Below are 18,594 nucleotides of genomic sequence, written 5' to 3'. Positions count from 1 at the left end.
GTAGTGCCTATTTGAGCCGCGAGCCGTCGAACCACTCCAGCGCCGTGCGCCAGATGCAGATCCCCAGGAAGTACGCCGACATCAGCAGCCACAGGCCCATCACCAGTGGATTGATGACCGGATGGTTGAGCACCAGCGACAAGCTGCACAGCAACCAGATGGCCGTCACGGCAATGTTGATCGGCATGAAGCGGCGCACGCGGAACGGGTGCAGGAATTTCATTCGAGTCACGGTCAACAGCGCCAGGCCGATCACGGTGAGCAACGTGATCCACGGCGACGGACCGATGATGTACAGGCACAGCGCAACCACGTTCCACGCAGCGGGGAAGCCCTGGAAGTAGTTGTCCTTGCTCTTCATGTTGACGTTGCAGAAGCAGAACAGCGACGACACCAGAATCAGCGACACGGTCAGCAGCAGGGTGTAGTCCGGCAACGGGATGTAACGGTAGATGAACAGCGCCGGAATAAACACATACGTCAGGTAGTCGATCACCAGGTCGAGGATCGAGCCGTCGAAACTCGGCAGCACCGATTGCACATTGACCTTGCGTGCCAGCGCGCCGTCCAGCCCGTCGACGATCAGCGCCACGCCCAGCCACAGCAGGCAATGGGTGGGCTGGTTCTCCAGCAGGGCGAGGGTCGCGAGGAAAGCAGTGACCACGCCGGTGGCGGTAAAACCATGGGCGCCCCATGCTTTGAGCCTGGCGATGTGTACGGTGGATATCACGGGGGCGTTCTCCAGAAAATGAAGCAGCCAGTTATCACCCTGCTATTGAGGGCGTCGGCAAACCGGATCGGGTTGCAGGTATCGACCGGATTTTCGGGGATAAGGTTCACCACCTTTGAATCTTAGACGCCGCGCAAAAAAATACCCCGGAAATATCCGGGGTACGTCATGAGCGTTGTATGCCAGTGTTGTCAGCTTAATGAGGAAAGAACACACGCAGCCGATGGCTATCCGGGTCAAGGGCGACGAAGGTGCGACCGAAGTCGAGTTCGGTCGGTGTTTGCAGCATGGTCAGCCCGAGAGCGCTCCACTTGGCAAACAGTGCATCGACCTGTTCGGCAGACTCCACCGGGAACGCCAGCTCGGTCCCGCCGCCCGTTACAGTCGTTGCAGGTTCGGCGGTATGCCGCGACCAGAGCCCCAGTTTATAGCCGTCGTCCAGGACAAACAGGGCGAAGGTCGGCGACTCTTCCACGGGCTTGCGCTCCAGCAGAAACTCATAAAACCGTGCACTGACGGCGGGGTTGTCCACGAAAAGCAAAATGAAACGGGGAGTGATCATGGGGTTGCTCCATTAGAAGGTGGGCGCAGCATAAAAGGAGGCGCTGTCAGTTTCTGTCAGGAGTGTGAAGGGGCACCATTTGACGTCAGCCAGACGGAGTTGGCGGAATGTCCGGCGAGGACTATCGTTGCCTGACTTGGTTTCTGCCCATCAATGAGGACGTCGTCATGAACACCAGCGATTTGCTTGAGCAATTACTGCGGGCCGGCCAGGGCTCGTTGTCGCAACAAGGTGGTGGTGCGGCGTCGACTCAAGGCGGCTTGGGTGGCTTGCTCGGTGGCCTGTTGGGTGGCAGCGCGAGTGGAGGTGCTGGCGGCGGAGGTCTGGGAGGTTTGCTCGGTGGTCTGTTGGGCGGCGGTTCCCCTTCGGGCGGTTCAAGCCAATCGCGCTCGGGCGGCACCAACTATGCGGCGTTGGCCTCTTTGGGGATGATGGCCTTCCAGGCCTATCAGGCATGGCAACGCAGCCAGGCCTCGGCACCCCAACAGGCGCCGCGTACCGTTGATCTGTTGTCCGGTCCGGAAATCGAAGACCACAGCCACGCCATCCTTCGCGCCTTGATCGCCGCCGCCAAGGCCGACGGCCGTATCGACGACGCCGAGAAACAAATGATCAGCACTGAAATCGGCCGCCATACCGACGACCCGCAACTGCAACAATGGCTCGATGACGAAGTCGCCCGGCCGCTGGATGCCGCCGATGTGGCGCAGTCCGCTCAGGACCCGGGCATGGCCGCCGAGATGTACCTGGCCAGCGTGATGCTGGTGGACGATCAGCAGGACGCCGAGCGCAATTATCTGGATGAACTGGCCGCTGCGCTGAAGATCGATCCAGAGCTGCAACTGCACCTGGAGCAACAGGCCAAGGGCGGTGCGGCTTAAAAGGTTGAAAACGTGCCGTGCCTGCAACGACGCGACGAACGACGAGGCGGCCCCTCCTGCATGAAATACGTATTCCTGCAGGAGCTGCCGCAGGGCTGCGATCTTTTCGCGGCCATAACGCCTAATCGGTAACCTTCAAGCCCAATGCTGCAAAACACTCTTCGATCGATCGCCGCTGCGTCTCGGCATACAAGCCCAACTCATCAATCGTCGGCCGTCCCAGCGCCTTTTCGAACGCCTGTTGGTTCGAATGCACGCCATAGTGGGTTTGCGCCGCGTCCCCCAGGTTCGACTGAAAAATCCCCGCCGCACTGACCGGCAGGAAATCTTCGTACACCAGCGGTTCAACCCGTACATACCCGTCGCGGAGCAAATCCTCCAGCGACGCGTCTTTCAGCCCATCCGCCGCCAGGCCTTTTTCGGTCACGAAGTAGCGAAAGTACGCCAGTTCCTGTTGGCGCATATCCTCAACGGTGTCAGGGAATTCGCCAAAGTGCTGCGTCATTAGCGCGTTGTAGCGTGCGGCATTGGCTTCGTTGGGGAACTCTTTGAGCTCATCCCGGGCAGCGTTGAGCAAACGGTCGTAAAGCGCCCGGCCCTTAGGCGTGAGCGCTGCGCCGCGTTGTTCGATTTCACCGAAGCGGGCGCTGTGGCTGCCACGCATCTCGGCTTGATCGGTAAAAGCGATCGGCTCGTCCAGCGCCTTGAAGCTGGTTTGACGCAGCAGAATCGGGCATTGGCGGCGGGGTGGGCCTTCGATCACCGCTTTGGGGGTAATGCCATGGGCGGGCATTTGTGCCTGGACGATGTCGATGTCCAGGGTGCGCGGCGTCAGGTGGTTAATGTGCGGGCCTTTGAACGCCACCACGTCGGCGATCAGTCGATGCTGGGCGCTGAGTTGTTGGTACTGCTCGGCGGTGACGGTGGCGCTGTGGTGCCAGCGGAAGGTTTCCAAGGCTTGTGCGACGAAGTCCTGCGCCTCGTATTCGGTCAGCCCTCCCTGGGTTTCGGCGCGCTCGATGAGCGTCAGCGCAGCCGGGGTGAAGATTGAACGCTGGTCCAGCACTGATTGGGCAAAGGCCCGCAGTTCGGTGTCTTCGATAAGTTCCAGGCGCAGTAGCGAGGTGAACACCCGGAACGGGCTGACTTGCAACGCCGCCTCATGCACGGCACGGAACGCGGTGGAATGCACCGGCACGCCGGCCGGGGTCAGGTCGTAATAGCCCACCGGTTGCATGCCCATCACCGCGAACAGGCGGGCGAGGGTTGCCAGTTCAGTGGCGGTGCCGACGCGGATTGCACCGTGGCGTTCCAGGTCCAGTCGCTGGATTTCGCCGGTGCTGTGCAGCTGGCGGGCGATTTGCGGGTCGCTGTCCAGCACGTGGCGGTTGGTCTGTTCCACCAGTTCCATCAGCGCGCCGTACAGCGGCACTTCTTCGCGGTACATGTCGGACATCGCTTTGGAGAAGCGTTGGCGGATCAGGTCGGGGCTGACGAAATTCGGGTGGCTCATGAAAAAAATTCCTGGCGCAGTGACGTAACGGATGCCGGAAAAGATCGCAGCCTTCGGCGGCGCCGACAAACGAAGTTTCTGACGAACTTCATTCTGCCAAGGACTGTTCTTGCCACTCAGGCTGCTCGGTCAACGCAGCACTTGGTCCACCAATTCGATCCAGTGCCTGACTGGGGTGCGCCCGGCGCTGTTGAGGTGGCTCTGGCAGCCGATATTGGCGGTGGCGATGACTTCTGGGTGGCCGCTTTCCAGGGCGTTGAGTTTGTTGTCGCGCAGTTGCCGGGCCAGCTCCGGTTGGGTGATCGAATAGGTGCCCGCCGAGCCGCAACACAAATGACTGTCGGGTACAGCTGTGAGATTGAAGCCCAACCGCGTCAACACGGCCTCGACCGCGCCGCCGAGTTTCTGTGCGTGCTGCAAGGTGCAGGGGCAGTGAAAGGCGATCCGCCGGTCGGTGGCGGCGCAAACTCGCTCCAACGGCTCATCGGCCAGCACTTGCACCAGGTCCAGGGCCATTTCGCTGACTCGCCGGGCCTTGGCCGCATAAACCGGGTCGCGCTCCAGCAGATGCCCGTAGTCCTTGATGAATGCGCCGCAGCCGCTGGCGGTTTGCACGATGGCTTCGGCGCCGCTTTCCAGGTACGGCCACCAAGCGTCGATGTTGCGTCGGGCGCGGTCCAGGCCCACAGCTTGGGCGTCGAGGTGATAGTCCAGCGCGCCGCAGCAGCCGGCTTCCAGCACCGTAATCACACTAATTCCCAGCCGATCCAGCACCCGCGCCGTCGCGGCGTTGGTGTTCGGTGACAGACCGGGTTGTACGCAGCCTTCGAGCATCAACACCTGGCGCGCATGCCGAGGGACGGGGCGTTCGCCCGGAGCAGGGAGGTCGTGGGGTAACTTCGCCTCAACCCCCCGTGGTAGCAACGGCCGGAAAGTGGCGCCGATCTGCAGCAGGGTCTTGAACAGGTTCGGGTTTGGCGCCAATGCCCGCAGGCCCTGACGCAACAGTCGTTGACTGGCCGGGCGTGGCACCGCTTGATCGATCACGGCGCGGCCAATGTCCAGCAGGTTGTGATAATCCACCCCGGACGGGCAGGTGGTTTCGCAGTTGCGGCAGGTCAGGCAGCGATCCAGGTGCAATTGGGCCTGGGCCGTGGCGGGGGCGCCTTCGAGCACTTGCTTGATCAGGTAGATGCGCCCACGCGGCCCGTCCAGTTCGTCGCCGAGCAGTTGATAGGTCGGGCATGTAGCGTTGCAAAAACCGCAGTGCACACAGGTGCGCAGGATCTTGTCCGCTTCTTCGGCGCGGGGCAGTTGTCGGGCCTCTTCGCTGAGATTGGTTTGCATCTTACAGCTCCGCGTACATCCGGCCGGGGTTGAACAACCCTTGCGGGTCCAGTTGCGCCTTGAGTTGCCGGTGATAGCGCAGCAGCGCCGGGGCCAGGGCCTGGAAAGGCATTTCTGTGACGCCATGGCTGAAACAGGTGGCATGGCCGCCGTGCTGCTGAGCCAGTGATTGAATGTTATCGGCTGCTGATTTCAACCAGCGTTGCGCGCCACCCCAGTCGATCAGTTGCTCGCCGGGCAAGTCCAGTGGCCCGAGGTTATTGGGCAATGACAAGCGCCACAACGGCAGGCCTTCATTGAAAAAGTCTAGTCGTTGTTCGTTCAGGTCGGACCAATAGGCCGAGTCCAACGGTTCGCCACCGAGCCGTTGATGGGCCGCCGCGACCGAGCCTTCGCCGCCTTCCAGGCGCAGGTACAAACGCTGGCCGTCGTGGCTGGCGGCGCTGATGGGCAGCGGTTGCTGGCCCCATTGCGCCAGATTGGCCAAGGCGCGGGCGCAGTCGATGTCCAGGCTGATGCTCAGGCATTGCCGGGGTTTGGGCAGCACTTTGAGCGAGACTTCAGTCAGCACCCCGAGGCAGCCGTAACTGCCGACCATCAGGCGCGACAGGTCATAACCGGCGACGTTTTTCATCACTTCGCCGCCAAAGCGCAGGTGAGTGCCCAGACCGCTGATCACCCGCGTACCGAGGACAAAGTCCCGCACCGAGCCGGCCCACGGGCGCCGTGGCCCGGACAGCCCCGCCGCGATCATCCCGCCGACCGTGGCGCCTTCGCCGAACGACGGCGGCTCGCAGGGCAACATTTGCCCCGCGGCATCCAGCGCGGCAAACAGTTCGCTCAGCGGTGTGCCGGCGCGAACGCTGATCACCAGTTCCGTCGGGTCATAGCTGACGATGCCGCAGTGGGCGCGGGTGTCGAGCACTTCGCCGGCCACTTCACGGCCGAGAAACGCCTTGGTGTTCCCTCCCTGAATGCGCAGCGGCGTGGAATTTTCCCGCGCCTGCCTGACCTGCTCGAGCAGGGTTGCACTGGCATCGAAATCTGCCATCAGAAACGCTCCAGATCAGGGAACGGCAATTGCCCGGCGTGGATGTGCATCGCACCGAACTCCGCGCAGCGGTGCAGGGTCGGGATGTTCTTGCCGGGGTTGAGCAAACCCTGCGGATCGAACGCGGCTTTCACGGCGTGAAACAGCGTTAGCTCGTCACTGTTGAACTGCGCGCACATCTGATTGATTTTCTCCCGGCCCACGCCGTGTTCACCGGTGATGCTGCCGCCGACTTTCACGCACAGTTCGAGGATCTTGCCGCCGAGGGCTTCGGCCCGTTCCAGTTCGCCGGGCTGGTTGGCGTCGAACAGGATCAGCGGGTGCATGTTGCCGTCGCCGGCGTGGAACACGTTGGCCACCCGCAAGCCATATTCTTGCGCCAGGTTGGCGATGCCCTTGAGTACGCCGGGCAGTTCGCGGCGGGGTATGGTGCCGTCCATGCAGTAGTAATCCGGCGAGAGGCGGCCGATGGCCGGGAAGGCGTTTTTGCGCCCGGCCCAGAACCGCACGCGCTCGGCCTCGTCCCGGGCCTGGCGCACCTCGCTGGCGCCGGCCTGTTGCAACACCTCGCGGACTCGCTCGCAATCGTCATGGACATCGGCTTCGACGCCGTCCAGTTCGCACAGCAGGATCGCTTCGGCATCCACTGGGTAACCGGCGTGGATGAAGTCTTCAGCGGCGCGGATCGCCAGGTTGTCCATCATCTCCAGGCCACCGGGAATGATCCCGGCGGCGATGATCTCGGCCACCGCGAGACCGGCCTTTTCCACGGAATCGAAACTGGCCAGCAGGACTTTGGCGACCTGGGGTTTGGGCAGCAGTTTGACCGTGACTTCGGTGATGATCCCCAGCAAGCCTTCGGAGCCGGTAAACAGCGCCAGCAGGTCAAACCCCGGCGCGTCCAGCGAGTCGGCGCCGAGGGTCAGGTGTTCGCCTTCAAGGGTCAGGATTTCGAGTTTCAGCAGGTTGTGCACGGTCAGGCCGTACTTGAGGCAATGCACGCCACCGGCGTTTTCCGCGACGTTGCCGCCGATGGAACAGGCGATTTGCGAGGAAGGGTCCGGCGCGTAATACAAACCGAAGGGCGCCGCTGCCTGGGAAATCGCCAGGTTGCGCACCCCTGGCTGGACCCGTGCGGTGCGGGCGGCGGGGTCGATGTGCAAGATGTTGTTGAATCGCACCATCACCAGCAACACGCCTTTGTCCAGCGGCAGCGCACCGCCGGACAACCCGGTGCCGGCTCCGCGCGCCACCACCGGCACGTTCCGGGCATGACAGAGCTTGAGCAGTGCCTGCACCTGTTCAAGATGCCGGGGCAGGGCCACCAGCATCGGCGTGGTGCGATAGGCCGAGAGACCGTCGCATTCGTAGGGCTTGAGTTCTTCCTCGCGCCAGAGGATGTCCAGGTCCGGCACCTCCTGTTGCAAGGCCTTGAGCAACACGGCCTTGTCGATATTGGGCAGGGCGCCGTCGATGCGTTCGTCGTAAAGAATGTTCATCAATCGCGCCTCGTATGAATCGCCGAGCATCCCCCCCGAATTATCTGCCAACTCGTAGCAGCTGCTATGAGGCGGTGGGGGTCATGTGATGCGCCCGCAAAAACTCCCGGTACAAGCGTGCTGTTTTGGTCGGCTGCTCAACCATCGGCATGTGGCCGACACCGTCCCAGATTTCCACCCGCAGATCGGCGATGCCCTTGCTCCAGACGGGCACGCTGCTGACGTCGATCAAGCGGTCCTTGCGCCCCCACAGCAGCAGCGCCGGGCATTTGATATCGGGCAGTTTTGGCTCCATCGGCGGGCTGGCCCGGAAGTCCCTGAAGATTTCTTCCAGTTCGTCGCGCTGCTGTTCATAGCGCTGGGCGACGGCGTCCAGCACGATCCCCGGTACCCATGGCGGAGAAGCCATGGTCATGGCGTAGAAATGCTGAAACTCTTCGCGGGAATGAATCAGGAACGGGTTATGGCCGCGAGCCAGGTGGCGCTCCATGTCGCTGGGTTCCGGGGCAGTGACGCCAGCCGGGTCGAGCAGCGCCAGGGAGACGATACGTTCGGGGTAATTGGCCGCCAGCCATGCCGCGATGTAGCCGCCCATGGAGTTGCCGATCACATGCACCTTCTCGACCCCGCAGACATCGAGCAACTGGATCAACCGCTTGGCCTGGACCGGAATGTCGTAGCCACCGCCGGCCTTGAAACCAGTTTCGCCATGGCCGGCGAGGTCGGGGATGATCACCCGGTAGTCGTTGACAAAATGCCGGGCGAAGCGCAGCCAGATATTCTTGTCGGCGCTGTAGCCGTGCAGCATCAGTATGTTGCTGGAGGCTTCGTAGGGGCCGCCTTGCCAGGTCGAGACGGTCATTTCGGTGATCGGCACGATAAGCTTGTGCAACCGATACAGCCGGGCCTCCAGCGCCATGTTCAAGTCATAGAGCCAGTAACCGATGGCCGGGTAGCTCAACCAGCTCCAGGCCGCGAAAACGGCGATAACGACAACCAACAAAAGCATCAGGCTATTCCTTTTGCAGTGATCAGGACGGAAGGTGGTTGGCGGAGCCTCTGCAGCGGCCTCCTGTTTATCGTGGTTTATCGATCCCTTACTTCATGTATAGACAAACATTGGGCACTCGCCTCATCGCGATGCCACACTATTGGAGCTACCAGCTGTCAGACCGTCATCCGGTGATGGCTATTCGCCGTTCCCCTGATAGACTTCAATCACTTTCACCCATGTGATGTCAGGCTCGGTTCAGTAGTACAGAGGCCTCTATGGAAAAAAAGGGAGGAAAGGGACTTTCATTGGCCAGGAGGCTTTATGGGTCGCGCATCCTGGGTCTGGCCCTTGGACTATTGTGTGTCGGTGCAGGGATGTATCCACTCGACCCCGCGCCCTGGGTCTGGGTGGTGATGCTGTTCAACGGCGTCATCTGGCCGCATGTGGCCTATCAATGGGCGCGTCGGGCGAAAATTCCTTATCACGCCGAACACCGCAACATTCTGGTGGACGCGTTTCTCGGCGGTTTCTGGGTGGCCGCCATGCAGTTCAATCCGCTGCCCAGCGCAGCTACGCTGTCGATGATGGCGATGCACAACGTGGCCATCGGTGGCGTGCGTTTTCTGTTGGCGGGCGCCGTCGCGCAGATCCTCGGGATCGGCCTCGGGCTGCTGGTGTTCATGCCGGCTTTTGTCCCGCAAACCAGTCCATTTCAGCTATACGCCTGTTTACCTTTACTGTCGATTTATCCGATGTCCCTGGGCTGGGTCTGTTTCCGTCAGGCCCACACTCTGGGCCGACACAAGCGCGAGTTGCTGGCCCTGAGCCGCACCGACAGCCTGACTGGCTTGCTGAATCACGGCGCCTGGAAAGACCAGCTGGAAATCGAGTTTCAGCGTTGCCGGCGCCAGCAGAAGGGTGGGGCGATTGCGTTGATCGACATCGACCATTTCAAGACCATCAACGACACCTACGGCCATGTCGCCGGGGACATCGTCTTGCGTCAGCTGAGCAAAATTCTCAAGCAGAACCTGCGGGCAGCCGATGTCGCCGGGCGCTATGGTGGCGACGAATTCTGCGTGCTGCTGCCGGACCTGCCGCTGGAGCGTGCCGCCGTGGCGATGGATGCGCTGCGTGCTCGTTTCGCCACGTTGGGTTACGAGCAGAACCCGGCGCTGAAGGTCAGCTTGAGCATCGGCCTGGCGGCCTTCAACCCGGCCCACGACGAAGCGACCCTGTGGCTCAACGACGCCGACCAGGCGCTCTACGAAGCCAAGAGCACCGGCCGTAACCGCGTCATTTGCCATGGCGACGGCAAGCCGCGTAAAGAGTTGCTGGATTCTGTGTAACCCAATAACCACACAAGCCCGCTCCCACAGGGAATGTGTGGTCATGCAGGTTTGTATGTGTCGCATCCGGTGTAGAGCCTTGCGTCGTAGTCAGGTAGGGTCTAAAGACCCCCGACACGAAACAAGGATCGATTCATGACGTTCAAGCTCCCGCGTTCCTTCCTGGCCACCAGTCTTGGCCTGACCCTCGCCCTCGGCACCTTCACCCCCGCAGCCTTCGCCGAACCCCACAAACAAGTCCTCGCCGATGCTGAACAGTACAAGGCTGAAGCCCTGAAACTGCTGGAACGGCTGGTGAACATCGACTCCGGCTCCGGCTATGAACCGGGCCTGACCCAGGTGAGCGACATCGCCATCGAAGAGTTGAAAAAACTGGGTGCCACCATCGAACTGGTGCCCAACACCCCGGACGAGAGCAACCATGTGCTGGCTACCCTCAAAGGCACCGGCAAGGCGAAGATCCTGCTGATGGCGCACATGGACACTGTGTTCAAGGAAGGCTCCGCCGCCGAGCGTCCGTTCCACATCAAGGACGGCCGCGCCTATGGGCCGGGCGTGATGGACGACAAGGGCGGCATCGTCGCCGGGATCTACGCGCTGAAAATCCTCAAGAACCTCGACTTCAAGGACTACGCGCAGATCACCTTCCTGCTCGATGCCAGTGAAGAAACCGGCTCGGACGTCGCCACCGACCTGATCAAGAAAACCGCCAAGGCCCACGATGTGACCCTCAACCTCGAACCGGGCCGCCCGGCCGATGGCCTGGTGGTCTGGCGCAAAGGCAGCGCCACTGCCGTGGTCGAGGTCAAAGGCAAGGCTGCGCATGCGGGCGTTGCCCCGGAATTGGGGCGTAACGCTGCCATGGAAGCCGCGCACCAGATTTTGCAACTCGGCAAACTGGGCGATGAAGAGAAGAAAACCACCATCAACTTCACCGTGCTCAAGGCCGGCGACCGCACCAACGTGATTCCGGATCAGGCTACGGCCAAGGCTGATGTGCGGGCGGCGGTGCCGGAGGAATTCGACCGGATCGAAAAGGACCTGGCGCGGGTGTCGAAGGACAAACTGATTGCTGATACGCAAGTCACCACCAGCCTCAAGCGCGGCTTGCCACCGATGCCGCAAACGGCGGAATCGGATCGCTTGATGGCCATGGCCCAAGGGATTTACGGCGAAATTGGCCGCAAGTTGACGGAAGAAGGCAGCGGCGGGGCGGCAGATGCGAGTTTGTCCGCGGGTGTTGGTACGCCGACGCTGGACGGGTTCGGGATTGTCGGCGGCAATATCCATACGCCTGAGGAGTACGCCGAGGTCGAAAGCGTGGCGCCGCGGATTTATTTGCTGTCGCGGATGATTATGGAATTGGCCAAGCGGTAATCAGCCAGATCGTCAGGCCCCTGTGGTGAGCATTGCCCAATGCGGAACCCGCTCCCACAGGGATTTTCAGTGTTTGGGCTTACTGCGTATTGCCTACTCGATCGGTGTATCGATAAACACCTCAAGCCCTTCGGCATACGCCGTGAACGCGTTGATCAGTGGAAACTGCGCAGCATCCACCTGATCCGGCACCACCAGGTTGGTAAAACTCCAGGCCACCGCCAGGCTAATCCCATCCTGAGCAATCGAGCCATCGGTCTTCAGCGGCTGCTTTTCCAGCTCCCGCTCCAGCGCCGAATACGCTGCCGCCAATTGTCCTTCGACCCGTTTCACCCAAGGCGCGTACTGAATCTCCGCTGGCCGCAGGTTGCGTTCGTAGTAAAGCTGTACCGACTTCTCGCACGCCGCCAATGCCAGGCCGATCAGCCGCAGCGAGCGCAAGCGTTGAGCCGGATTGTCGGATATCAGGCTTTTACCCGGAGCGGCCAGGGCTTCGAGGTAATCGATGATCAGCGTTGAATCCATCAACACCTCACCGTCATCCAGCACCAGCGTCGGCGCCTTCACCACCGGGTTGATCTGCTGGAACTGCTCGAAGTGCCTGAACACCGAAACCGACGCGTGTTCCAGCGGGATGCCCAAGCATTTGGCGGAAATGGCGACGCGCCGCACGTAGGGCGAATCCAGCATGCCGATCAGTTTCATTGAGTTTCTCCTTACAGACGGTCCTTGGGGATGGACAACCTTAGCCGAGGTTCAGCGACGTGCAAACGATTTCGCGCTGATCCTCAGGCCTATTGTTCATCCTCGAAGGCTAATCCTCAAAGCCTGCCTGCTCATGAATCTCATCGACCTTCAATTCCAGTCGATAAGCCACGGCGATGAACAGCGCCTGGCACAGGCACAAGGTGGCACTCAATGAACGGAAGGCAAACGAGCTGCCCTCGTTGACCAGCAGCACGGTGTTGGCGCGCTTGGCCAATGGCGAGAGGTTGCTGTCGGTGATGATCAGGGTTTTCGCCTGATGGTGCTGGGCGATGCGCAGGCAGTGCTGGGTTTCCTTGCCATAGGGCGTGAAGCTGATGGCGATCACCAGGTCGTTGGCGCGCACGCTGCGCATCTGCTCGCGGTAACTGCCGCCAAGGCCCGACACCAGGTGGATGCGCTTGTTGGTGTGTTGCAAGTTGTAGACCAGGTAATCGGCCACCGCGAACGAGCGGCGCACCCCGACCACGTAGATGTTGTCGGCATTCACCACCAGGTCCACGGCCTTGTCGAAAGCCTGGTCATCGAGTTCCAGCCCCAATCGCTCGATGCCTGACAGGGTGGCGTTGATGCATTCGCGCGCCAGGTCGCCGCCGTTGGCCTTCTGTGACTTGTTGGCGATCATGCTGCGGATGCGTTGCTGGTAGTTCTGCACCGGCGTGGTCTTGTGGGTGTAGGCCTCGCGAAACAGCGCCTGCATTTCACTGAACCCGCTGAAGCCGAAGCGCTGGGAAAAGCGCACGATGGCCGACGGGTGCACTTCGCATTCGCGGGCGATGTCGCTGATGCGGTCGACCATGATCCGGTCGCTCTGCTGGCTCATGTAACTGGCGATGCGTTTGAGCTGGCGCGGTAGACTTTCGTACTCCTCGGTGATCAGCTGCAACAGACGCTCGGCATTGATCGGAGGGCTGGCGAGATCGCTGTCGGGCGAGCTCTCGGTCGTAGCCGGCTGATCGGTGCGGGACATAAGAAATCCTTCTGGCTTGTTCTTATAGGGATGACGGTTCTCGTCATCCCCTGACAATAGGTTGGCTATGCGCAGTCTACAGGGTAGGCCGGAATAAAATCTTGAGCTTGCAATCGGCCTGGGGCCTGCTGAAACGATGCACGGTGTCTGGAACGCTTGTATCAAAGTTTATTGGAAAAAATATTCCACGTAAAAAATATATAGAATAAATATTGATTGTTCGGCCCCGGTCGTTTTAGTCTGCATCCACCAAGAGTGTTCGGCGCCTTCATCGCCCCGGACGCAGGCTGATAAAAATAACAGGAGCCAGCATGGGCCAGACTCGTTTTGCCAGTGGGCGTCAATTGGATCTGATTTGCCTCGGACGCCTTGGCGTCGATCTTTATGCGCAACAAGTCGGGGCGCGGCTGGAGGATGTGAGCAGCTTCGCCAAGTACCTGGGCGGTTCGTCCGCCAACATTGCCTTCGGCACCGCGCGACTGGGGCTGAAGTCGGCGATGTTGAGCCGGGTAGGGGACGACCACATGGGCCGTTTCCTCGTTGAATCCCTGGTCCGTGAAGGCTGCGACGTCAGCGGCATCAAGGTCGATCCGGAACGCCTGACCGCCATGGTCCTGCTGGGCCTCAAGGATCGCGAAACCTTTCCCCTGGTGTTCTACCGCGAAAACTGCGCCGACATGGCGTTGCGCGCCGAAGACATCAGCGAAGCCTTTATCGCTTCCAGCAAAGCCCTGCTGATCACCGGCACCCATTTCTCCACCGACGGTGTCTACAAGGCGAGCATTCAGGCGCTGGACTACGCCGAAAAGCACAACGTCAGGCGGGTCCTGGACATCGACTACCGCCCGGTGCTCTGGGGCCTGGCCGGCAAGGCGGACGGCGAAACCCGTTTCGTCGCCGACCAGAACGTCAGCCAGCACGTGCAGAAAATCCTCCCGCGTTTCGACCTGATCGTCGGTACTGAAGAAGAATTCCTGATCGCCGGCGGCTCCGAGGATCTGCTCACCGCGCTGCGCAATGTCCGGCGCCTGAGCGCGGCAACCCTGGTGGTCAAGCTCGGCCCGCAAGGTTGCACGGTGATTCACGGGGCGATCCCGGCGCGTCTCGAAGACGGCGCGATCTATCCCGGTGTGCGCGTCGAAGTGCTGAATGTGCTGGGGGCCGGCGATGCCTTCATGTCGGGTTTCCTCAGTGGCTGGCTGGAGGACGCCAGCGACGAGCGCTGCTGCCAGTTGGCCAATGCCTGCGGCGGTCTGGTGGTGTCGCGCCATGCCTGCGCCCCGGCGATGCCGACCCGCGCCGAACTCGATTACCTGTTCAACAGCCCGGTGCCGATCACCCGGCCGGATCAGGACGTGACATTGCAGCGTCTGCATCAGGTCAGCGTGCCGCGCAAACAGTGGAAGCAACTGTTCATCTTTGCCTTCGATCATCGCGGGCAACTGGTGGAGCTGGCCCACAAGGGCGGGCGCGACCTGAGCGCCATCTGCGAACTCAAACAACTCTTTATCAAAGCCGTGGAACGGGTCGAGGCGGATTTGCGTGAGCAGGGCGTCGACGCCGATGTCGGCTTGCTGGCCGATCAACGTTTCGGTCAGGACTCGCTGAACGCCGCCACCGGTCGTGGCTGGTGGGTGGCGCGGCCAGTGGAAGTGCAGGGTTCGCGGCCATTGGCGTTCGAACACGGGCGCTCGATCGGCAGCAACCTGATCGCCTGGCCGCAAGAACAGATCATCAAATGCCTGGTGCAATTCCATCCCGACGACGAGCCTCTGCTGCGTCTGGAGCAGGAGGCGCAGATCAAGGGCCTGTACCAGGCCTCGCAGGTCAGCGGGCATGAATTGCTGCTGGAGATCATTCCGCCCAAGGATCACCCATCACCGCATCCAGACGTGCTCTATCGCGCTCTCAAACGCCTCTACAACCTGGGCATCTACCCGGCGTGGTGGAAGATCGAAGCGCAAAGCGCCGAGGAGTGGAAACAACTCGACGAGCTGATCCAGGAACGCGACCCGTATTGCCGTGGCGTGGTGCTGCTGGGCCTGAATGCCCCGGCGGCGACCTTGGCCGAAGGGTTCCAACAGGCCAGCCAGAGCCAGACCTGCCGTGGTTTCGCCGTGGGTCGGACGATCTTCCAGGAACCGAGCCGCGCGTGGCTGGCCGGTGAAATCGACGACGAGGCACTGATTCGCCAGGTGCAGGGCACCTTCGTCGAACTGATCGATGCCTGGCGCACGGCCCGCGCTTGACGTCACACCGCGAAGGCGGCCTCAGACTCAACGGTAATTTAGAAAACAATAAAAGGTGCAGCCATGCCCGCTATCCGAATTGGCATCAACCCGATCTCCTGGAGCAACGACGACCTGCCGTCCCTCGGTGGCGAGACGCCGTTGAGCACCGCCCTCAGTGAAGGCAAGGACATCGGCTACGAAGGCTTCGAACTCAACGGCAAGTTCCCCAAGGACGCCAAGGGCGTCGGCGATGTGCTGCGGCCTTACGACCTGGCGCTGGTGTCCGGTTGGTATTCCAGCCGTCTGGCCCGCCGTTCCGTGGCCGAGGAAATCGACGCCATCGGCAGCCATGTCGAGCTGCTGGCGAAGAACGGCGCCAAGGTGCTGGTCTATGGCGAAGTCGCCGACTCCATTCAAGGCCAGCGCATTCCACTGGTCGAGCGCCCACGTTTCCACACCGAGCAGGCCTGGCAAGAATATGCCGACAAACTCACCGAACTGGCGCGCTTCACCCTGTCCCAGGGCGTGCGTCTGGCCTATCACCATCACATGGGGGCCTACGTCGAATCCCCGGCCGACATCGACAAACTGATGGCGTTGACCGGCAGCGAAGTCGGACTGCTGTTCGATTCGGGCCACTGCTACATGGGCGGCGGCGAGCCGTTGCAGGTGCTACGCAAACACATCGAACGGGTTTGCCACGTGCATTTCAAGGACGTGCGCAAACCGGTGGTGCAACTGGCGCGCAACAACCTGTGGAGCTTCCCGGACTGCATCATCAACGGCACCTTCACCGTGCCCGGCGATGGCGACATCGACTTCGGCGCCTTGCTCGACGTGCTGCTGGGCGCCGACTACCACGGCTGGCTGGTGGTGGAAGCCGAGCAGGATCCGGCGGTGGCACCAAGTTACGTCTACGCGAAAAAAGGCTACGACACCTTGCGTGCCTTGCTCGACGAGAGGACCGCGCGATGAGCCTGCTGGTCAAAAGCAATGCCCGTGGCCGGACCATGGTCGAGTTGGGGCAGGGAGAGCTGGAATACGTCGGTTTTGCCGCTTACCGCCTGAGTCTTGGCGAAACCCTACCGGTCAGCGCGGGCGACAAGGAATTGTGCCTGGTGCTGCTCAGCGGTCGGGTCGGCATCAAGGGTGAAGCACCGGGGCAGGGCGCGTTCGACTGGGACAACATCGGCGATCGTCAGTCGGTGTTCGAAGACAAATCACCGTTCGCCGTGTATTTGCCACCCGGCAGCCAGGCCCAAGTGGTGGCGTTGAGCGACGTGCAAATCGCCGTGTGCGCGGCGCCCGGTTCCACCGCCGAAAACCTCGGCCCACGACTGATCAAGCCCGACAGCATGAAACGCAGCGTGCGCGGCAAGGGCGCCAACACCCGTTATGTCTGCGACATTTTGCCGGACACCGAGCCCGCCCATTCGCTGCTGGTGGTGGAAGTGCGTACGCCGTCCGGTCACTCGTCGAGCTACCCGCCGCATAAGCACGACACCGACGATCTGCCGCACCAGAGCTTTCTCGAAGAAACCTATTACCACCAGATCAACCCGCCCCAGGGCTTCGTGTTCCAGCGGGTCTACACCGACGATCGCAGTATCGATCAGGCCATGGCGGTGGAAAACAGCGACCTGGTGGTGGTGCCCAAGGGTTATCACCCGGTCAGCGTGCCCTACGGCTATGAGTCGTATTACCTGAACGTGATGGCCGGCCCGAAACGCGTCTGGCAGTTCCATAACGATCCGCAGCACAGCTGGCTACTGGATCTCTAAATTCCAACATTCAAAGGGAGAACAAGAACAATGAGCGACGCCCCGGTCATAGGTCATTACATCGACGGTCAGGTGCAGGACAGCGGTAGCGAGCGGTTCAGCAATGTCTTCAATCCGGCCACCGGCAGCGTTCAGGCGCGGGTCGGGCTGGCCAGCCAGAAGACCGTGGACGAGGCCGTCGCTTCGGCCATGAAGGCGTTCCCGGCCTGGTCCGAGCAATCGTCCCTGCGCCGTTCGCGGGTGATGTTCAAGTTCAAGGAATTGCTCGACCGCCATCACAACGAACTGGCCGAAATCATCAGCCGCGAACACGGCAAGGTGTTCTCCGACGCCAAGGGCGAAGTGACCCGTGGCATCGAAATCGTCGAATACGCCTGCGGTGCGCCGAACCTGCTGAAAACCGATTTCAGCGACAACATCGGCGGTGGCATCGACAACTGGAACCTGCGCCAGCCATTGGGCGTCTGCGCCGGCGTTACGCCGTTCAACTTCCCGGTGATGGTGCCGCTTTGGATGATCCCGTTGGCGCTGGTCACCGGCAACTGCTTCATCCTTAAACCGTCTGAACGTGATCCATCCGCCAGTTTGTTGATGGCTCGCTTGCTCACCGAAGCCGGGTTGCCGGACGGTGTGTTCAACGTGGTCCAGGGCGACAAGGCGGCGGTCGATGCCTTGCTGCAACACCCGGACATCGAGGCGATTTCCTTTGTCGGCTCGACGCCGATTGCCGAGTACATCCACCAGCAAGCCACCTCGCGCGGCAAGCGTGTACAAGCGCTGGGCGGGGCGAAGAACCACATGATCGTCATGCCCGATGCCGATCTGGACCAGGCGGCGGACGCGCTGATCGGCGCGGCGTACGGCTCGGCCGGTGAGCGTTGCATGGCGATTTCGATTGCCGTGGCCGTGGGTGATGTCGGTGACCAGTTGATTGCCAAACTGCTGCCGCGCATCGATCAACTGAAGGTCGGCAACGGTATGCAGGGCGACAGCGACATGGGGCCGCTAGTGACCGCCGAACACAAGGCCAAGGTCGAGGGTTTTATCGGCGAAGGCGTGGCCCAGGGCGCGCAGCTGATTGTCGATGGGCGCAACTTCAAGGTGCCGGGCGCCGAGAAAGGCTTCTTCGTCGGCGCCACGCTGTTCGACAAGGTCACGACCGAGATGAGCATCTACCAGCAAGAGATCTTTGGACCGGTGCTGGGCATTGTGCGCGTGCCGGACTTCGCCAGCGCCGTGGCGCTGATCAACGCCCATGAATTCGGCAACGGCGTGTCCTGTTTCACCAGCGACGGCGGCATTGCCCGCTCGTTTGCCCGCAGCATCAAGGTCGGCATGGTCGGCATCAACGTACCGATTCCGGTGCCCATGGCCTGGCACTCGTTCGGCGGCTGGAAGCGCTCGCTGTTCGGTGATCACCACGCTTATGGCGAAGAAGGCATTCGCTTCTACAGCCGCTACAAAAGCGTGATGCAGCGTTGGCCCGACAGCATCGCCAAGGGCCCTGAATTCAGCATGCCGACAGCCAAATAATTCACGTGTGC

16 protein-coding genes are annotated in these 18,594 nt (G+C 61.4%); 7 read left to right on the top strand and 9 right to left on the bottom strand.

Annotation, left to right across the window (positions count from 1 at the left end):
• Positions 1 to 7 precede the first annotated feature (7 nt).
• Together pcsA and AC1DQM_RS06810 are read right to left on the bottom strand one after the other, a co-directional pair.
• Positions 8 to 730, bottom strand: coding sequence for a phosphatidylcholine synthase (gene pcsA / locus AC1DQM_RS06815; protein WP_018928045.1), 723 nt, complete (start codon positions 728 to 730; stop codon positions 8 to 10).
• A 196-nt stretch (positions 731 to 926) separates the two neighbouring features.
• Positions 927 to 1,292 (bottom strand): VOC family protein, encoded by a 366-nt coding sequence (locus AC1DQM_RS06810; RefSeq protein ID WP_018928044.1) that lies wholly within the window; start codon positions 1,290 to 1,292, stop codon positions 927 to 929.
• Between the two features lie 107 nt (positions 1,293 to 1,399).
• On the opposite strand from AC1DQM_RS06810, the gene AC1DQM_RS06805 reads away from it, so the two are divergent.
• Positions 1,400 to 2,173, top strand: a complete 774-nt coding sequence (locus tag AC1DQM_RS06805) for a tellurite resistance TerB family protein (protein WP_138867220.1) — start codon at positions 1,400 to 1,402, stop codon at positions 2,171 to 2,173.
• Between the two features lie 121 nt (positions 2,174 to 2,294).
• On the opposite strand, the gene hglS is transcribed toward AC1DQM_RS06805, so the two are convergent.
• The 5 genes from hglS to AC1DQM_RS06780 form a co-directional block, all read right to left on the bottom strand.
• Positions 2,295 to 3,686, bottom strand: a complete 1,392-nt coding sequence (gene hglS / locus AC1DQM_RS06800; RefSeq protein ID WP_064617019.1) for a 2-oxoadipate dioxygenase/decarboxylase HglS — start codon at positions 3,684 to 3,686, stop codon at positions 2,295 to 2,297.
• A 129-nt stretch (positions 3,687 to 3,815) separates the two neighbouring features.
• A complete protein-coding gene (gene glcF, locus AC1DQM_RS06795; protein WP_138867221.1) occupies positions 3,816 to 5,033 on the bottom strand; it encodes a glycolate oxidase subunit GlcF in 1,218 nt (405 codons plus the stop codon).
• Between the two features lies 1 nt (position 5,034).
• Entirely contained in the window at positions 5,035 to 6,084 is a 1,050-nt protein-coding gene (glcE, locus tag AC1DQM_RS06790; RefSeq protein ID WP_138867222.1) for a glycolate oxidase subunit GlcE, read from the bottom strand.
• A complete protein-coding gene (glcD, locus tag AC1DQM_RS06785; RefSeq protein WP_138867223.1) occupies positions 6,084 to 7,583 on the bottom strand; it encodes a glycolate oxidase subunit GlcD in 1,500 nt (499 codons plus the stop codon). Before glcD ends, glcE begins: the two co-directional genes overlap by 1 nt.
• A gap of 64 nt (positions 7,584 to 7,647) precedes the next feature.
• Positions 7,648 to 8,592 (bottom strand): alpha/beta fold hydrolase, encoded by a 945-nt coding sequence (locus tag AC1DQM_RS06780; RefSeq protein WP_111453820.1) that lies wholly within the window; start codon positions 8,590 to 8,592, stop codon positions 7,648 to 7,650.
• 260 nt (positions 8,593 to 8,852) lie between these two features.
• Here AC1DQM_RS06780 and AC1DQM_RS06775 point away from each other — a divergent pair, with 260 nt between their 5' ends.
• Both AC1DQM_RS06775 and AC1DQM_RS06770 read left to right on the top strand, forming a co-directional pair.
• On the top strand, positions 8,853 to 9,926 hold the full coding sequence (locus AC1DQM_RS06775) for a diguanylate cyclase (protein ID WP_138867224.1): 1,074 nt from the start codon (positions 8,853 to 8,855) through the stop codon (positions 9,924 to 9,926).
• A gap of 135 nt (positions 9,927 to 10,061) precedes the next feature.
• Entirely contained in the window at positions 10,062 to 11,303 is a 1,242-nt protein-coding gene (locus tag AC1DQM_RS06770) for a M20/M25/M40 family metallo-hydrolase (protein WP_138867225.1), read from the top strand.
• 93 nt (positions 11,304 to 11,396) lie between these two features.
• Here AC1DQM_RS06770 and AC1DQM_RS06765 read toward each other — a convergent pair whose 3' ends face one another.
• Entirely contained in the window at positions 11,397 to 12,008 is a 612-nt protein-coding gene (locus AC1DQM_RS06765; RefSeq protein ID WP_018928035.1) for a glutathione S-transferase, read from the bottom strand.
• A 109-nt stretch (positions 12,009 to 12,117) separates the two neighbouring features.
• Positions 12,118 to 13,038: a MurR/RpiR family transcriptional regulator gene (locus AC1DQM_RS06760; RefSeq protein WP_138867226.1), complete on the bottom strand. Its 921-nt coding sequence runs from the start codon at positions 13,036 to 13,038 to the stop codon at positions 12,118 to 12,120.
• Between the two features lie 311 nt (positions 13,039 to 13,349).
• Between AC1DQM_RS06760 and AC1DQM_RS06755 the strand changes: the two genes are divergently transcribed.
• From AC1DQM_RS06755 to AC1DQM_RS06740, 4 genes are all read left to right on the top strand, one after another.
• On the top strand, positions 13,350 to 15,287 hold the full coding sequence (locus tag AC1DQM_RS06755; RefSeq protein ID WP_138867227.1) for a bifunctional 5-dehydro-2-deoxygluconokinase/5-dehydro-2-deoxyphosphogluconate aldolase: 1,938 nt from the start codon (positions 13,350 to 13,352) through the stop codon (positions 15,285 to 15,287).
• A gap of 63 nt (positions 15,288 to 15,350) precedes the next feature.
• The gene (gene iolE / locus AC1DQM_RS06750) at positions 15,351 to 16,244 is read left to right on the top strand and encodes a myo-inosose-2 dehydratase (RefSeq protein ID WP_019649283.1); all 894 of its coding nucleotides are present in this window, start codon (positions 15,351 to 15,353) and stop codon (positions 16,242 to 16,244) included.
• Positions 16,241 to 17,050, top strand: coding sequence for a 5-deoxy-glucuronate isomerase (gene iolB / locus AC1DQM_RS06745; protein ID WP_138867228.1), 810 nt, complete (start codon positions 16,241 to 16,243; stop codon positions 17,048 to 17,050). Before iolE ends, iolB begins: the two co-directional genes overlap by 4 nt.
• A gap of 30 nt (positions 17,051 to 17,080) precedes the next feature.
• Positions 17,081 to 18,583: a CoA-acylating methylmalonate-semialdehyde dehydrogenase gene (locus AC1DQM_RS06740; protein ID WP_064617027.1), complete on the top strand. Its 1,503-nt coding sequence runs from the start codon at positions 17,081 to 17,083 to the stop codon at positions 18,581 to 18,583.
• Positions 18,584 to 18,594: the final 11 nt, after the last annotated feature.

It is taken from the genome of Pseudomonas sp. 01L34, assembly GCF_056400265.1.
This window is presented reverse-complemented; position numbering and strand designations above follow the sequence as displayed.

Bases quoted from the DNA above. Each gene is read 5' to 3' on its own strand.
- iolE (WP_019649283.1), top strand. From the start codon at position 15,351: ATGCCCGCTATCCGAATTGGCATCAACCCGATCTCCTGGAGCAACGAC.
- iolB (WP_138867228.1), top strand. From the start codon at position 16,241: ATGAGCCTGCTGGTCAAAAGCAATGCCCGTGGCCGGACCATGGTCGAG.
- glcF (WP_138867221.1), bottom strand. From the start codon at position 5,033: ATGCAAACCAATCTCAGCGAAGAGGCCCGACAACTGCCCCGCGCCGAA.
- AC1DQM_RS06740 (WP_064617027.1), top strand. From the start codon at position 17,081: ATGAGCGACGCCCCGGTCATAGGTCATTACATCGACGGTCAGGTGCAG.
- AC1DQM_RS06760 (WP_138867226.1), bottom strand. From the start codon at position 13,038: ATGTCCCGCACCGATCAGCCGGCTACGACCGAGAGCTCGCCCGACAGC.
- AC1DQM_RS06810 (WP_018928044.1), bottom strand. From the start codon at position 1,292: ATGATCACTCCCCGTTTCATTTTGCTTTTCGTGGACAACCCCGCCGTC.
- AC1DQM_RS06805 (WP_138867220.1), top strand. From the start codon at position 1,400: ATGTCCGGCGAGGACTATCGTTGCCTGACTTGGTTTCTGCCCATCAAT.
- AC1DQM_RS06780 (WP_111453820.1), bottom strand. From the start codon at position 8,592: ATGCTTTTGTTGGTTGTCGTTATCGCCGTTTTCGCGGCCTGGAGCTGG.
- glcD (WP_138867223.1), bottom strand. From the start codon at position 7,583: ATGAACATTCTTTACGACGAACGCATCGACGGCGCCCTGCCCAATATC.
- AC1DQM_RS06765 (WP_018928035.1), bottom strand. From the start codon at position 12,008: ATGAAACTGATCGGCATGCTGGATTCGCCCTACGTGCGGCGCGTCGCC.
- glcE (WP_138867222.1), bottom strand. From the start codon at position 6,084: ATGGCAGATTTCGATGCCAGTGCAACCCTGCTCGAGCAGGTCAGGCAG.
- AC1DQM_RS06755 (WP_138867227.1), top strand. From the start codon at position 13,350: ATGGGCCAGACTCGTTTTGCCAGTGGGCGTCAATTGGATCTGATTTGC.
- hglS (WP_064617019.1), bottom strand. From the start codon at position 3,686: ATGAGCCACCCGAATTTCGTCAGCCCCGACCTGATCCGCCAACGCTTC.
- AC1DQM_RS06770 (WP_138867225.1), top strand. From the start codon at position 10,062: ATGACGTTCAAGCTCCCGCGTTCCTTCCTGGCCACCAGTCTTGGCCTG.
- AC1DQM_RS06775 (WP_138867224.1), top strand. From the start codon at position 8,853: ATGGAAAAAAAGGGAGGAAAGGGACTTTCATTGGCCAGGAGGCTTTAT.